Consider the following 13,304-nt stretch of genomic DNA (forward strand, 5'->3'; position numbering starts at 1 on the left):
GATGTCAGACATCGCCGATCGACCCTTTGACGATGCGCCGGTCACGACGGCCAAGGATCAGGGGGCTGCCGTCCGGATCGCGACCCACGAGACGATCGAGGATCGCGGTCACAGCCTGACCGCCTGCGCCACCACGATCCGCCGCCCGGCGGCCGAACTGTATGCTTGGTGGCGCGACTTTTCCAACCTCGCCGGCATCATGGAGAATGTCGAGCGGATCGAGGTGATCGACACCACCCGCTCGCACTGGGTCGTCAAGGCGCCGGGCGGCGCGACGGTCGAATGGGATGCGGTGGTGACCGAGGAAGAGGAGGGGCGGCTGATCGCCTGGGCCTCGGCCGAGGGGGCGGATGTCGCGAACTCGGGACGCGTCACCTTCGACGATGCGGGCGCGCGCGGCACGGTGGTGACCGCGACTATCCTCTATGATCCGCCCGCCGGCGTGATCGGCAAGCTGGTCGCCAAGCTCTTCCAGCGCGAACCCGCGATACAGGCCCGGCGCGATCTCGCCCGGTTCAAGCAACTGATGGAGACGGGTGAGGTGGCGACCAATGCCATGACCCGGAAACAGCGTGAGGAGCAGGGCGCATGAAGGCACTGACCTGGCATGGCAAGCATGACGTCCGCATCGACAATGTCGATGACCCCGAGATCGTCAATCCCCGCGACGCCATCATCAAGGTGACCGCGACCGCCATCTGCGGCTCGGACCTGCATCTTTACGATGGCTATATCCCGACGATGCAGTCGGGCGACATTCTCGGCCATGAATTTATGGGCGAGGTGGTCGAGACGGGATCGTCCTCGACCCTGAAGAAGGGGCAGAAGGTCGTGGTGCCCTTCACCATCGCCTGCGGCTCCTGCTATCATTGCGGCAAGCATCAATATTCGGGCTGCGAGAACGGCAACCCCGCCGACAATCAGGACATCGCGCGCGAACTTTACGGGCATCCGATGTCGGCGCTGTTCGGCTATAGCCATATGACCGGCGGCTATGCGGGCGGGCAGGCGGAATATGTCCGCGTGCCGTTCAGCGATACCGGCCCGATCGTCATCCCGGACGGGGTGGAGGATGAAAAGGTCCTGTTCCTCTCCGACATCCTGCCGACCGGCTGGATGGCGGCGGAGAATGCGCAGATCGAGCCGGGCGACATCGTCGCGGTCTGGGGCTGTGGCCCGGTCGGGCTTTTCGCGGTCCAGTCGGCTTTCCTGATGGGCGCCGAGCGGGTGATCGCGATCGATCATTTCCCGCACCGGCTGGAACTGGCGCGCAAGTTCGGCGCGGAGACGATCAATTACGAACAGACCGACACCTATGACGCACTGATGCAGATGACCGGCGGGATCGGTCCCGATGCGGTGATCGACTCGGTCGGATTGGAGGCGCACGGGCTGTTCGTCGACAACGCCATCGACCAGATCAAGGCGTCGACCTTCCTAGGCACCGATCGCATCCACGCCATTCGCCAGGCGATTATCGCGGTCCGCAAGGGCGGGCGCGTGTCGATGCCCGCCGTCTATGGCGGCTTCGTCGACAAATTCCCGCTGGGCGCGGTGATGCAGAAGGGGCTGACGCTCAAGACAGGACAGACCCATGTCCAGCATTATCTGCCCGGCCTGCTCGATGCGATCATGGAGGGGAAGATCGATACGACCTTCCTGATCTCGCACCGCCTGCCGCTGGAACAGGCGCCCGAGGGGTATCGCATGTTCCATGACAAGCAGAACGAAGTGACCAAGATCGTGCTGAAGCCCGGTCAGTGAAGGACATGGCCATGACCAACAAATTCGCGATCGTGACCGGTGCCTCGACCGGTATCGGTTATCACCTCGCGGCGTGCGCGGCGGCGGAAGGCTATGACCTGCTGATCGTCGCGGACGAGCCCGCCATCCATACCGCTGCGAGCAAGCTGGCGGCGGACGGCGCGCAGGTGCAGGCGGTGCAGGCCGATCTGGCGACACTGGAGGGCGTCGATGCGTTGCTGGCGGCGGCGGATGGTCGCCGCATCGATGTGCTGTGCGCCAATGCCGGCAACAGCATGGGCGGGCCGTTCTTGGATCAGTCGGTCGAGGTCTGGCGGCGCTCGGTCGACACCAATGTCACCGGCACCGTCTATCTGCTGCAGCGTGTGCTGTCGGCGATGGTGCGATATGGCGAGGGTAAGGTGCTGGTCACCGGCTCGATCGTCGGGTTCATTCCGGGGCCCTTCAACGCCATCTATAATGCGACCAAGGCCTTCATCGACAATTTCACCGAGGCGCTGCGCAACGAGTTGAAGGAGCAGAAGGGCGTCACCCTGACCACGCTGATGCCCGGCCCGACCGAGACCGAGTTCTTCGCGCGTGCCGGCATGCTCGATACCAATGTCGGCCAGAGCAAGAAGGACGATGCCGCCTGGGTCGCGCGCAAGGGCTGGAATGCGATGCAGGCGGGTGAGGGGCACATCACCCCCGGCGTGAAAAACAAGGCGCAGGTCGCAGGCTCCGGCGTCGTGCCGCAATCGGTGCTGGCCGAGGCGCATCGAAAAATTGCGGAGCCGGGTTCGGCCGATCGCTGATCCCGTGCGTTCATGAGATGGCGCAAGGGTTTGCCGGCCACGTCCCCGGGACCGCCGCATGCCCTTCAAGCCACGGCACCGCCGCCGGATCACCCTTCCCCGGCGGCGGTGCCATCAATGCGCGAAGTGGGTGACGCCCAGCATCAACAGGATGCCCAACAGGCTCGCCACGCCGGTGCGTATCCGGGGATCGAGCGCCCGGCTGCGCGGCAGCAATTCGCAGGCGCCGATATAGAGGAAGATGCCGGCGAACACGCCCATCAACGGGGCGAGCATCGTGGCCGGAATGGCGATGGCGAGCCCGAGCAGCACGCCCAGCATCGGGGCGATGCCGTTCACCACCAGCCAGCGCCGCGCTGCCGCCTCCGACCGCGCCGCCAAGCTGAGGCTGACGGTATTGACGCCGTCCGCCACGTCATGGGTCAGCACCGCCAGCGCGATCATCCACCCGGCACCCGTATCGATCTGAAACGCCAGCCCAATGCCCAGCCCGTCCATCAGGCTGTGGAGACACAACATCGCCGGGCCCAGATGGCCGCGCCAGGATTCCTCGGCACGCGGAATGCTCGCCAGCACCCGGTCGAGCAGCATATAACCGCCCAGACCGGCCGCGACAAAGATCATCAGGCTGCGCACCGACCAGCGATCGCCGGCCAGCCCCATCGCTTCGGGCACCAGATCGAACAGTGCCACGCCGATCACGATCCCGGCAGTGATGCCCAGGATCCGGCCGAGGCGGTGCTGCAACCGCAGCGCCAGCAGCCCGCCCGCCAGCGTCGCCGCCATTGCCGCCAGGCCAAAGGCAAGGGGGATCAACGTCATCGCGCAACGATCCCCGGCCAGGGGCGGAGACAGGAAACAGGCAGGGGCCGCATCCCTTGCCCATGGACCAGCCCATGTGACGTTACAAGGTCACCTTTTGCCAAGCGAAGTCGATCAGCCCCGCGCGATGGCGTCAAGAACGGTCGCGGCGACTTCCTGCCGACAGATCAACAGGTCCGGGAGCAAGGGGTTCTCGCAATTATAGACCAGCGGGCTGCCGTCGATCCGCGAGGCGTGGAAGCCGGCGGCGAGCGCAACGGCGGCGGGGGCGCAATTGTCCCATTCATATTGGCCGCCGTCATGCAGATAAACATCGGCGCGCCCCTCGACGACCGCCATCGCCTTGGCGCCCGCCGAGCCCATCGGGATCATCGTGGCGCCGAGCCGATCGCCGACGCAACGTGCGATGTCGGGTGCGCGGCTGCGGCTGACCACGACGCGCAAACCGACGGGGCAGGGCGGATGCCGTGGGGGCAGGTCGTCGGTGGCGAACACCTGATCGCGGTCGGGCACCGCCACCGCGCCCAGCGCCGGGCGGCCGTCGATGGCGAGGCCGATATGCACGGCCCATTCGCTCGACCCGCTGGCATATTCGCGAGTGCCGTCGAGCGGATCGACGATCCAGACGCGCCGGGCGGCACAACGCGTACGGTCGTCGATCGACTCCTCCGACAGGATGAAGTCATCGGGCCGTTCGGCGCGCAGGCGATCGAGGATCAGCGTGTTCGCATCCCGGTCGCCGAGCGCCCCCAGCGCCGCGCCGTCCAGGCCGCTCGAGGTGCGGATGGCCTTGAGCAGGGCGCCGGCTTCCACCGCGACCGCGCGGGCGAGTTCGGCGTCGGTCACAGATCGTAACTCCAGATGCCCAATACATGCTCGACGATCCGGGACGCGGCCTGTTCCGCCGTTTCCTTCGTCGTGTCGATGCGGATTTCGGGGCGCTCGGGCGCTTCATAGGGGCTGGAGATGCCGGTGAACTCGGCAATCTCGCCGGCGCGCGCCTTGGCATAGAGACCTTTCACATCCCGGTCCTCGGCGACGGCCAGCGGCGTGTCGATGAAGATCTCGACGAACTCGCCCTCGGGCAGCAGGGCGCGGACCATGTCGCGTTCGGCCCTGAAGGGCGATATGAAGGCGGTCAGCACGATGAGGCCGGCATCCGCCATCAGTTTGGCGACCTCGCCCACGCGGCGGATATTCTCGACCCTGCCCGCCTCGGAGAAGTCGAGGTCGCGGTTCAGTCCGTGGCGGATATTGTCGCCGTCCAAGAGGAAGCTGTGGCGGCCCATGGCGTGCAGCTTCTGCTCGACCATGTTGGCGATGGTCGACTTGCCCGATCCCGACAGGCCGGTGAACCAGAGGACCTTGGGCGCCTGTCCCTTTTGCCGGGCATGCGCCTCGCGCGTCACGACGGCGGACTGCCAGTGGACGTTCTGGGCGCGGCGCAGCGCATGATCGATCATGCCCGCCGCCACGGTCGCATTGGTCGCACGATCGATCAGGATGAAGCCGCCGAGCGCGCTGCCCTTCGCATAGGGTTCGAACACGATCGGGCGGTCGGCATAGACCTCGGCCAGCCCGATGTCGTTGAGCGCGAGCGTGTCGGCTGGGCGCTCCTCCTGGCTGTTGACGTCGACGACATGGCGCGGCGGCTGGACGGTCGCGCCGACCAGTTGCGTGCCGAGCTTGAGCGAATAGCTGCGCCCCGGCACCAGCGGCGTATCGGCCATCCAGACGATATTGGCGACGAACTGGTCCGCGATCTCCGGCGGGTTCTCGGCCGCCGCGATCACGTCGCCGCGCGAGCAGTCGACTTCCTCGGCCAGCACCAGCGTCACCGCTTCGCCCGCGATCGCATCCTGCCGGTCACCGTCATAGGTGACGATCCGCGCGATGCTGGTCGTCTTGCCCGACGGCGCGATCCGCACCCGATCGCCCGCCGACACCCGGCCGCTGGCGATCAGGCCCGCAAAGCCCCGGAAGTCGAGATCGGGCCGGTTGACCCATTGCACCGGCATCCGGAACGAGGCCGCTACGGCGCGATCGCCGTCGATCGCCACCGTCTCCAGATACGGGAGCAGAGCGGGGCCGTCATACCAGGGCATGTCGGGCGAGGCCGTGGTGACGTTCGCGCCGGTCAGCCCCGACAGCGGAATGGCGGTGAAGCGCTCGATCCCAATGCCACGCGCGAAGGCGGCATAGTCGGCGACAATGGCCTCGAAGACCGACTGGTCATGGCCGACCAGGTCCATCTTGTTGACCGCCAGCACGATCTCCTTGATCCCGACCAGATGCGCCAGATAGCTGTGCCGCCGCGTCTGGGTCAGCACGCCCTTGCGCGCGTCGATCAGGATCACCGCCAGATCGGCGGTCGAGGCGCCCGTCACCATGTTGCGGGTATATTGCTCATGGCCGGGGGTGTCGGCGACGATGAACTTGCGCTTCTCCGTTGCGAAGAACCGGTAAGCGACATCGATGGTGATGCCCTGCTCGCGCTCGGCCGCCAAGCCGTCGACCAGCAGCGCGAAGTCGATATTCTGCCCTTGCGTGCCGACGCGGCGGCTGTCCGCCTCCAGCTGGCTGAGCTGATCCTCGAAGATCGTCTTCGAATCGTAGAGCAGCCGCCCGATCAGCGTCGACTTGCCGTCATCGACCGAGCCGCAGGTGATGAAGCGCAGCATCGACTTGGCGGCGTGGGTGGCGAGATAGGCGTCGATGTCGGCGGCGATCAGCGCATCGGGTTGATAGGCGGTCATCAGAAATACCCCTCGCGCTTCTTCTTCTCCATGCTGGCGGCCTGATCATGATCGATCGCGCGCCCCTGCCGCTCCGACGTGGTGGTCAGCAGCATTTCCTGGATGACTTCGGACAGGGTGGCCGCCTCGCTCTCGACAGCACCCGTCAGCGGATAGCAGCCCAGCGTGCGGAACCGGATCGAGCGATCGACCGGGACTTCGCCGGGTTTCAGGCGGAAACGGTCGTCATCGACCATCAGCAGCATGCCATCGCGCTCCACCGTCGGCCGGGGGGCGGCGAAATAGAGCGGCACGATCTCGATGCCCTCCTGCAGGATATACTGCCAGATATCCAGCTCGGTCCAATTGGATATGGGGAAGACGCGGATGCTCTCCCCCTTGTGGATGCGGCTGTTGTAGAGGTTCCACAACTCAGGCCGCTGCGCCTTGGGGTCCCAGCCATGCGCGGCGGAGCGGAAGGAAAAGACGCGCTCCTTGGCGCGGCTCTTCTCCTCGTCGCGCCGCGCACCGCCGAACGCCGCGTCATAGCCACCCGCAGTCAGCGCCTGTTTCAATCCTTCGGTCTTCCACATATCGGTGTGGCGGCTGCCATGGTCGAAGGGGTTGATGCCCAGCGCCTCGGCCTCCGGATTGCGGTGGACGATCAGCTCCATACCCGCCGCCTCGGCCGCGCGGTCACGCAGATCGTACATGGCCTGGAATTTCCAGGTCGTGTCGACATGCAGCAGCGGAAAGGGCGGGCGCGCCGGGAAGAACGCCTTCTTCGCCAGGTGCAGCATCACGGCCGAATCCTTGCCGACCGAGTAGAGCATCACCGGACGCTCGGTCTCGGCGACGACTTCGCGCAGGATATGGATGCTCTCGGCTTCGAGGCGTTGCAGGTGGGTCAGTCCAGTCATCGGATTGTCAGATAATGTCGCCAGCGAACCGCGCGACCAACTTATCCTGTCAATCGCGATAGTCCCGCTCCAGTGCGTCGAGGATCTTGGCTCCCGCCATGAACACCGCGATCGGGCAGGCCGCGAACATGATCTTGCCCGGCCAGCCCGGATATTGGACCAGATAATGCTGGCCGCGCTCCACCGCGCCGACGCCCAGCCCGTAGATCACGAGAAAGGCCTCGAACTTCGTCTTGATCGTGAACAGGGCGACCAGGCGGGACCACATGGGCATATTTTGAACCCCCATGCCCGCCCTGCCAAGCCTGAAGCTAGGCCAATATGAGACAGTCGAGCGCTTCCAGCAACGCCAGCCTGGCGGCTTCGATCCCGACGATCAGGTCCGGATTCGTAATCATCGCGGGGTCGATCGCCTCGGGCCAATGCCGCTCGACGATCGCCGCGATCCGGTCCAGCCGGGCATGGTCGACCAGGAAGCGGGGGTCGACCGTGGCCGGATCGGCAACGACGCGCAGGCGAAGGCACGCCGGGCCGCCACCATTGGCCATCGATTCGCGGACATTGACGACCTCCAGCTGCCGGATCGGCCCGTTGCCGGCGACATGCGCCTGCAACCAGCGCCAGACGCTGGGCGTGTCGCGTGCCTCCTGCGGCAGGATCAGCGTGGTTTCGCCGCTCGGCGGGGTGACGAGCTGCGCGTTGAACAGATAGGAGGATATGGCGTCGGCCAGGCTGACCTCGGCGGCGGGAACCTCGACGATCGCCACCTCGGGCATCAGGCGGCGGAGTTCGGCGTATAGCCGGTCGGGTTCGGCAAAGGCCTGTTCGTGGGCGAACAGCACGCGTTCATTCGCGACGGCCACCACGTCATTGTGGAACGCGCCCGCCGCGATCGCCGCCTCGGACTGACGGGCGAAGACGGTGCGGTCGGGGGACAGGCGATGCGCGCGGGCGACCGCTTCGCAGGCTTCGCGGTGCTGGCGTGCGGGGAAGGGGCCACCGCCCTCGCCATAGACGAAGACTTCGACACCCGGCCGGTCATGCGCGGCGCACAGCCGCATATGATTGGCGGCGCCCTCATCGCCGAACGGGGCGGGCACGGGGGCGTGGACCGCAAAGGCCGGGTCGGCGAAGGCGAGGCGGAGCTGCGCCAGCGTCGCGGGCCATTCATGGCTGCGATGCGGCATGGTGACCAGGTTGGCGACGGTCAGATGGCACCGCCCGTCGCCGCTGTCGGGCGCGGGCGAGACGGTCGCGGCATTGGCCGCCCACATCGCCGAGGCGGACAGCGCACGCGCCTTGAGCACCGGCGAGGCGGCGTCGTAATCGGTCGACAGGCGGCGCAGCCAGGGGTGATCGGGACGCGGATGGGGCAGGAATATGCCCTGCACCAGCCCCAGGTCCAGGTTCGCCCGCATCTTGGCGATCCCCTGAAGCGCGGCGGCGCGCGGGTGCGAGACATGGCCGGCGTTGCGCGTCGCGGCCAGATTGCCATGGCTCAGCCCCGCATAATTGTGGCTGGGCCCGATGATCCCGTCGAAGTTGATCTCTCTCAGCATCGTCCTCATCGATCGATATGCAGCACGGTGTCGCCGACGCTCAGGTCGAGCGTGCGCGCGGTGTCTTCCGACAGGATGATCCCGCCATCCCCGTCGCGGATGTCGGCGAGTACACAGCGGAAGTCGGCCAACCGGCCGGCGGCGACCAGGGCTTCCCGGCCGGGCAACGCGTCGATCGCGACGACCGTGCTTTCGCGCGCGTCGCGGATGGTCCGTACGTGATCGGTACGCGCGGTCATGGTCGGGCCGCCGTCGAAAATGTCGATATAATGTTCGAAGGCGAAGCCCTCATTCTCCAGCATCCGCATCGCGGCGCGGCCGGAGGGATGGGGCAGGCCGATCGCGGCGCGCGCGGTCTCAGTCAGCATCGCGGTGTAGATGGGGTGCTTGGGCATCAGGTCGGCGATGAACTGGTGCCCGTGGATCGCGTTGAATTCGTCCGCCTGCTGGAAATTCATCCCGAAGAAGCGCCCCGCCAGACCGTCCCAGAAGGGCGACCCGCCGGCTTCGTCGATCACCCCGCGCAGCTCGGCCAGCACCCGGTCGGCGAAGCGCGGACGGTTGGCGCGCATGAAGAGGTAGCGGCTGCGGGCGAGTAGCAGGCCCAGGCCACCGGCGCGCTCGCCGGGGTGGAGGAACAGTCCGCCCACCTCGCTCGCGCCCTCCAGATCGGTGGTCAGCGACAGCATCTCGGCGCGGAAGGTGCGGTCGAGTTCGCGGCTGTGCTGGGTCAGCGTGCCGATGCGGTAGCTGTAAAAGGGATGCTTCTGCCCGACATGGGTGAATATCTGGCAGGTGCCGCGCACGTCACCGGTCGCGCGGTCCTCCAGCATCAGGACGAACAGCTCGTCCTTCACCTTGCCGTCGCCATTGCTGGCAAAGGCGGCGTGGCTGCGCGCCAGCTTGGCGGTCAGCGCGCGGCGGTCGGGGGGCAGGTTGGTGAAGCCGCCGCCGGTCAGCTTGGCCATTTCATAGAGGTGGCGAAGGTCGGTATCGACGGCGGGGCGGATGCAAAAGCTGCTCATGCGGCACCAATGATGCGCAGGATGGTCAGCGCCGACAACCCCGCCCGTTCGGACAGGCTGTCGACCAGCATATATTCGTCCGCGGAATGAATGGCTCCGCCGCGCACGCCCATCGTATCGACCACCGGGACGCCGGCGGCGGCGATGTTGTTGCCGTCGCACACCCCGCCGGTCGCGCGCCAGCCGATGGTCAGGCCCAGATCGGCGCCGGCGGCACGCACCGTCTCGAACAGCCGGCCAGCACCGTCGTCGATCGGCTTGGGCGGGCGGTTGAAGCTGCCATGGACTTCGACGCCGACGTCATGTTCGGCGGCGATCCGCTCGGCGATCGCCTTCATGGCCGGGCCGGTGCGCGCGATCGCGGCGAGCGCGCGCGGACGGAAATTGACGTGCAGCATGGCGAGGTCGGGCACGACATTGTTGGGGCCGCCGCCATCGATCCGCGCGGGATTGACGGTGATGTCGTCGGAGCCGAGCTGCGCGAGTTCGAGCGTGATCCGCGCGGCGGCGACGATGGCGTTGCGGCCCTCTTCCGGGTTGCGGCCGGCATGCGCGCTGCGCCCGCGCACGACGATGGTGAAATTGCCGGTCCCGCCACGCGCGCCCGCCAGCGTGCCGTCTGGCAGGGCGGGTTCGTAGGTGAGGGCGGCGACCTTGCCCGCCGCCAGCCTGGCGATCAGCGCGGCGGAGGAGGCGGAGCCGGTTTCCTCGTCCGAGTTGATCATGACGTCATAGCCCAGCCGCCGGGCCAGCGGACTTTGCTCGACCGCCTGAAGCGCGGCGAACAGCAGGGCGAGGCCGCCCTTCATGTCCGCGACGCCGGGGCCGCCCAGCCGTTCGGCATCGATCCGGGTCAGCGTCTGAAAGGGATGATCGACCGGATAGACGGTATCCATATGGCCGGTGAACAGCATCCGGACCGGCGCCTCGGGGCGGACCGACAGATGCAGGTGACGGCCATGGCCGATCTCCGTCAGCCGGCCGTCGGCGCCGACGCGCTCGACCCGCTCGGGCTCGACCAGCCGCAGCGTCCCGGGCAGCGTCCCGAATTGCTCGGCCAGCCGGTCGGCCATGACCGCAAGGCCGGTCAGGTTGCGGGTGCCGCTGTTAATCGCGGCCCACTCCTCGACCAGCGGCAACATCGGATAGGCGGCGGCGGACGCCACCGCGTCCCGCTCGATCGTCGTCATTCTCTCCATGACGGACAGCCTAGGCCATGCGAGGGGTTCAGGTGAACCCCGGCGGGCAAATTAGAAGCTGTAGACCAGCGAGGCGCGGCTGATCGTGTCCGTCGTCTGGCGCCCGGCCGGCGGCTCGCTTTCATATTGGACATTGTAGGAGAATTGCGCCGACAACGGCCCCCACAGCTTGGCGTTCAGGGCCGAATTGGCGCTGACCGTGCTGTTGAACTTCTGGACATAGGCCGAGGCGTTCTGGTTGAACGAGATGGCCGGCGTCAGCTTCCACGCGAAGTTCAGATTGCCGCGCGCGGCCAGGGCGCTCTCGATCCGGCCGTCGGTGAACTCGGTGTGCCGGAAGGCCGGGCCGAGCTCGACGTCGAGCGTCACGCGCGGCTTGCGGATCGCGCTATAGCCCGCACCCGACGAGGCGGAGAAACGGTTGAAATAGCCGAGGAACCGGTCGCTTTCATATTGCGCGGCGCCATAGACGTAATTGTTCGCGCTCAGTTTGAAATTGGGTTCGTAGGACGCGACATAATGCTCGCGGCTCGTGACGTCGAAGCTCTCCTGATAATCGCCCTGCAGGTGCAGCTTGTGCCGCCAGCGCAGGCCCTCGCGGGTCAGGTCGACGACGCCGGTCAGGCCGATATTGCGGCTGTTGCCCGTGGTCGCGAACCCGCCCAGCTCGACCCGCCCATTCCACAGGTCGAAGAAGCTCGCCTCGCGCAGCGTGCGGCTGCGGCTCGCGGTCTTTTCGTCGCGCCAGACATCGGCCATCGCGTCGATCGCATCGGCGGCCTCGGGCACCGCGTTGCGCGCATATTTGACGACCGTCGTGATGTCGGTCTCGTTCCCGCTGGCGATCGCGGCCTCCAGCATCGCGCGGATCTGCGGCGGGATCAGCGCGGGATCGGGATCGTTCGGGTCCGCATTGGCCAGCAGGCCAAAGGCCAGGGGAAGCAGCAGCAGACGCGTCGTCATGGCCCTATGCCTTATGCGTTCTGCCCGCCGCCGGGAATGGCGGCATCGCCACCCGCTGCGGCGAAATGGTCGGCGAAGACGACCAGCAGTTCCTCGTACAGCGCCTTTTTGAAGGGCACGATCATCGCCGGCAGCGTCGCCGGCTCGCTCCAGCGCCAGGCGCGGAATTCGGGATGTTCGGTCTCGATCCGCACATCGCTGTCCTCACCCAGGAAGCGGTACAGGAACCAGCTTTGCCGCTGGCCGCGCCACTTGCCCTTCCACACCTTGCCGATCATGTCCTCGGGCAGGTCATAGGTCAGCTCGCGCGGTGCGCGCGCGATCAGCTCGACCTTGTCGGCGGTGACGCCGGTTTCCTCGAACAGCTCCCGCAGTGCCGCCGTCTCGGCATCCTCACCGGGGTCGATGCCGCCCTGGGGCAGCTGCCACGCCTCCAGCGTCGAATCGATCCGCTGGCCGACAAAGACCCGGCCGTCGCGGTTCATCAAGATGACGCCCGCACAGGGGCGATAGGGGAGATCGGTCATGACTATTGTCCATTCGCACGGGCGCTATCCGCCTCGACGATCATCGCGCGCAAAGCAAGCAGGAATGCGGCGAGATCTTGCACGCCCGAGGGGATCGCCTTGCGCAGGGTGGCAAAGCCGTGGATCGTCCCCATGGCCTCCTGAAACGTGACTGCGATACCGGCACGGACAAGTGCGGCGGCATAGGCGCGGCCCTGATCGCGGATCGGATCGCATTCGGCGGTGGCGATGACGGCGGGCGGCATGCCGGCCAGATCGCCCCGCATCGGCGCGGCGCGGATGTCGGTGAGGTCGGCGGCATAACAGGCGACGAACCAGTCGAGCATCGCGCGGGTGAGGAAATGCCCCTCGGCGAAATCGCGCAGCGACGGGTGCGCACGGCCCATATCGGTCGCGGGATAGAGCAGTCCTTGCGCGATCACCGGCACGGCGGCGGGATCGTCGCGCAGCCGCATCGCGGTGACGGTCGCCAGCGTGCCGCCCGCGCTATCGCCCATGACGATCAGGCCGGTCGCCATGTCGTCGGCCGCCAGCCAGCGCGCGGCGGCCTCGCAATCCTCGGGGGCTGCGGGCCAGGGATGTTCGGGGGCCAGCCGATAATCGACCGACAGGACGGGGAGGTCGAGCTGTCGCGCGATCTCGGCGGCGAGCGGCGCATGGGTGTCGATGTCGCCCATCACGAAACCGCCGCCGTGAAAGAACAGCACCACCGGTCCCGGCGCACGCGCAGGCGCGGCGTCGAACAGCCGGACCGGTATGGACCCATGCGGACCGGCGATGGTGAAGGCCCGGTCGACCGCCAGCGGCCCCACCGGCGGGTCGGTCAGGTCGCGGGCCTGATGCATCATCCGTCGTGCCGCCTCAGGGCCGAGTTCGTGATGCGGCGGGCCGGGCAGATTGTTGTAATAGCCCAGGAACCGCGCGACATCGGCGCGCAGGTCGGGCAGCGGCCGCTCGGGCCTCCTATCGCGGGTCATGGCTTCCTACCTAGGCGTC

At 67.0% G+C, this 13,304-nt stretch carries 14 protein-coding genes; 3 read left to right on the top strand and 11 right to left on the bottom strand.

Features of this window, described 5'->3' with window-relative positions:
- Position 1 precedes the first annotated feature (1 nt).
- The 3 genes from ACQHGV_RS06430 to ACQHGV_RS06440 are packed head-to-tail and all read left to right on the top strand — an operon-like array spanning position 2 to position 2,558.
- A complete protein-coding gene (locus ACQHGV_RS06430) occupies positions 2 to 592 on the top strand; it encodes an SRPBCC family protein (protein ID WP_183950744.1) in 591 nt (196 codons plus the stop codon).
- The gene (locus tag ACQHGV_RS06435) at positions 589 to 1,764 is read left to right on the top strand and encodes a zinc-dependent alcohol dehydrogenase (protein ID WP_409788958.1); all 1,176 of its coding nucleotides are present in this window, start codon (positions 589 to 591) and stop codon (positions 1,762 to 1,764) included. Before ACQHGV_RS06430 ends, ACQHGV_RS06435 begins: the two co-directional genes overlap by 4 nt.
- A gap of 11 nt (positions 1,765 to 1,775) precedes the next feature.
- Positions 1,776 to 2,558 carry an SDR family NAD(P)-dependent oxidoreductase gene (locus tag ACQHGV_RS06440; protein WP_440979860.1) on the top strand — a complete coding sequence of 261 codons (783 nt, stop codon included), beginning with the start codon at positions 1,776 to 1,778 and terminating at the stop codon, positions 2,556 to 2,558.
- A gap of 114 nt (positions 2,559 to 2,672) precedes the next feature.
- On the opposite strand, the gene ACQHGV_RS06445 is transcribed toward ACQHGV_RS06440, so the two are convergent.
- The 11 genes from ACQHGV_RS06445 to ACQHGV_RS06495 all read right to left on the bottom strand — a co-directional run bounded on the left by ACQHGV_RS06445 (position 2,673) and on the right by ACQHGV_RS06495 (position 13,285).
- Positions 2,673 to 3,380, bottom strand: a complete 708-nt coding sequence (locus tag ACQHGV_RS06445) for a ZIP family metal transporter (RefSeq protein WP_440979861.1) — start codon at positions 3,378 to 3,380, stop codon at positions 2,673 to 2,675.
- A 114-nt stretch (positions 3,381 to 3,494) separates the two neighbouring features.
- Positions 3,495 to 4,226: a 3'(2'),5'-bisphosphate nucleotidase CysQ gene (locus tag ACQHGV_RS06450; protein ID WP_409788962.1), complete on the bottom strand. Its 732-nt coding sequence runs from the start codon at positions 4,224 to 4,226 to the stop codon at positions 3,495 to 3,497.
- Positions 4,223 to 6,136, bottom strand: a complete 1,914-nt coding sequence (gene cysN / locus ACQHGV_RS06455; protein ID WP_440979862.1) for a sulfate adenylyltransferase subunit CysN — start codon at positions 6,134 to 6,136, stop codon at positions 4,223 to 4,225. Before cysN ends, ACQHGV_RS06450 begins: the two co-directional genes overlap by 4 nt.
- A complete protein-coding gene (cysD, locus tag ACQHGV_RS06460) occupies positions 6,136 to 7,035 on the bottom strand; it encodes a sulfate adenylyltransferase subunit CysD (protein WP_440979863.1) in 900 nt (299 codons plus the stop codon). Before cysD ends, cysN begins: the two co-directional genes overlap by 1 nt.
- A gap of 49 nt (positions 7,036 to 7,084) precedes the next feature.
- The gene (locus ACQHGV_RS06465; protein ID WP_440980154.1) at positions 7,085 to 7,303 is read right to left on the bottom strand and encodes a hypothetical protein; all 219 of its coding nucleotides are present in this window, start codon (positions 7,301 to 7,303) and stop codon (positions 7,085 to 7,087) included.
- Positions 7,304 to 7,346: 43 nt separating this feature from the next.
- Positions 7,347 to 8,594, bottom strand: a complete 1,248-nt coding sequence (locus tag ACQHGV_RS06470; RefSeq protein WP_183950750.1) for an N-succinylarginine dihydrolase — start codon at positions 8,592 to 8,594, stop codon at positions 7,347 to 7,349.
- 5 nt (positions 8,595 to 8,599) lie between these two features.
- On the bottom strand, positions 8,600 to 9,619 hold the full coding sequence (locus tag ACQHGV_RS06475) for an arginine N-succinyltransferase (RefSeq protein ID WP_440979864.1): 1,020 nt from the start codon (positions 9,617 to 9,619) through the stop codon (positions 8,600 to 8,602).
- Entirely contained in the window at positions 9,616 to 10,809 is a 1,194-nt protein-coding gene (locus ACQHGV_RS06480) for a hydrolase (protein ID WP_440979865.1), read from the bottom strand. Before ACQHGV_RS06480 ends, ACQHGV_RS06475 begins: the two co-directional genes overlap by 4 nt.
- A gap of 60 nt (positions 10,810 to 10,869) precedes the next feature.
- The gene (locus ACQHGV_RS06485) at positions 10,870 to 11,781 is read right to left on the bottom strand and encodes a DUF481 domain-containing protein (RefSeq protein WP_183950753.1); all 912 of its coding nucleotides are present in this window, start codon (positions 11,779 to 11,781) and stop codon (positions 10,870 to 10,872) included.
- Positions 11,782 to 11,792: 11 nt separating this feature from the next.
- Positions 11,793 to 12,308 (bottom strand): RNA pyrophosphohydrolase, encoded by a 516-nt coding sequence (locus ACQHGV_RS06490; RefSeq protein ID WP_183950754.1) that lies wholly within the window; start codon positions 12,306 to 12,308, stop codon positions 11,793 to 11,795.
- 2 nt (positions 12,309 to 12,310) lie between these two features.
- Positions 12,311 to 13,285 carry an alpha/beta hydrolase gene (locus tag ACQHGV_RS06495; protein ID WP_440979866.1) on the bottom strand — a complete coding sequence of 325 codons (975 nt, stop codon included), beginning with the start codon at positions 13,283 to 13,285 and terminating at the stop codon, positions 12,311 to 12,313.
- Positions 13,286 to 13,304 lie beyond the last annotated feature (19 nt).

It is taken from the genome of Sphingomonas pseudosanguinis (assembly GCF_052056765.1).
GTDB classification, from domain to species: domain Bacteria; phylum Pseudomonadota; class Alphaproteobacteria; order Sphingomonadales; family Sphingomonadaceae; genus Sphingomonas; species Sphingomonas pseudosanguinis.

Coding starts and splice junctions, on each gene's coding strand:
- ACQHGV_RS06485 (WP_183950753.1), bottom strand. CDS start 11,781: ATGACGACGCGTCTGCTGCTGCTTCCCCTGGCCTTTGGCCTGCTGGCC.
- ACQHGV_RS06465 (WP_440980154.1), bottom strand. CDS start 7,303: ATGTGGTCCCGCCTGGTCGCCCTGTTCACGATCAAGACGAAGTTCGAG.
- ACQHGV_RS06440 (WP_440979860.1), top strand. CDS start 1,776: ATGACCAACAAATTCGCGATCGTGACCGGTGCCTCGACCGGTATCGGT.
- ACQHGV_RS06470 (WP_183950750.1), bottom strand. CDS start 8,594: ATGCTGAGAGAGATCAACTTCGACGGGATCATCGGGCCCAGCCACAAT.
- ACQHGV_RS06445 (WP_440979861.1), bottom strand. CDS start 3,380: ATGACGTTGATCCCCCTTGCCTTTGGCCTGGCGGCAATGGCGGCGACG.
- cysD (WP_440979863.1), bottom strand. CDS start 7,035: ATGACTGGACTGACCCACCTGCAACGCCTCGAAGCCGAGAGCATCCAT.
- ACQHGV_RS06435 (WP_409788958.1), top strand. CDS start 589: ATGAAGGCACTGACCTGGCATGGCAAGCATGACGTCCGCATCGACAAT.
- ACQHGV_RS06490 (WP_183950754.1), bottom strand. CDS start 12,308: ATGACCGATCTCCCCTATCGCCCCTGTGCGGGCGTCATCTTGATGAAC.
- cysN (WP_440979862.1), bottom strand. CDS start 6,136: ATGACCGCCTATCAACCCGATGCGCTGATCGCCGCCGACATCGACGCC.
- ACQHGV_RS06430 (WP_183950744.1), top strand. CDS start 2: ATGTCAGACATCGCCGATCGACCCTTTGACGATGCGCCGGTCACGACG.
- ACQHGV_RS06480 (WP_440979865.1), bottom strand. CDS start 10,809: ATGACGACGATCGAGCGGGACGCGGTGGCGTCCGCCGCCGCCTATCCG.
- ACQHGV_RS06475 (WP_440979864.1), bottom strand. CDS start 9,619: ATGAGCAGCTTTTGCATCCGCCCCGCCGTCGATACCGACCTTCGCCAC.
- ACQHGV_RS06495 (WP_440979866.1), bottom strand. CDS start 13,285: ATGACCCGCGATAGGAGGCCCGAGCGGCCGCTGCCCGACCTGCGCGCC.